General features: G+C 37.8%; 1 protein-coding gene. It reads left to right on the top strand.

The window, feature by feature from the left end; all coding sequences use genetic code 11:
- Positions 1–611 (top strand): transposase (locus CWB65_RS19505; RefSeq protein WP_171047603.1); only part of this gene is annotated, 611 nt, incomplete at both ends.

The raw sequence follows: 611 nt of genomic DNA, 5'->3' as shown, positions 1-611 counted from the left end.
TATCATGTCTTTCATACTGGAAGAGGGCACGAAAATACCTTTTTGAGCGATGACGACTTTAAGTATTTTTTATACTGCATTGAGCAAGCAAGCCTTCGGTTTAATATTGAAGTGCATTCGTATTGTTTGATGACCAATCATTATCATCTGCTAATAAAAACTCCCGATGCTAACTTAGGCCAAGCCATGAAGCATATTAATGGCCTTTACACTCAATACTTTAATAGAACACATAACACAGACGGTGCACTGTTCAGGGGCCGATACAAAGCCGTGTTGGTGGATGCTGATAACTACTTATTGCATGTTAGCCGGTATATTCATCGTAACCCAATTGAAACGAGCACCCCATTGGTAGATGACCTTGCTAAGTACAAATGGTCTAGCTATTCAGCTTTTATTAAAAGTGGTGCGACACCTAAATGGTTAGTTCGAGATTTTATATTTTCGCTGCAAGGTAAAAAGCGTAAGTATGCTGCATACAAGCAGTTTGTTGAATATGAGTGTAATGAAGAAGTAAGCGCTTTTTATGGTGCTAAAAAGTTATTGTCGATGCTAGGCAGTGATGACTTTATTGAAAGTATTAAAGGCTATATTGCAACATCAAACAA

The sequence above is a fragment of the Pseudoalteromonas sp. S554 genome (genome assembly GCF_005930865.1).
In the GTDB taxonomy this organism is placed as follows: domain Bacteria; phylum Pseudomonadota; class Gammaproteobacteria; order Enterobacterales; family Alteromonadaceae; genus Pseudoalteromonas; species Pseudoalteromonas marina.
This window is presented reverse-complemented; position numbering and strand designations above follow the sequence as displayed.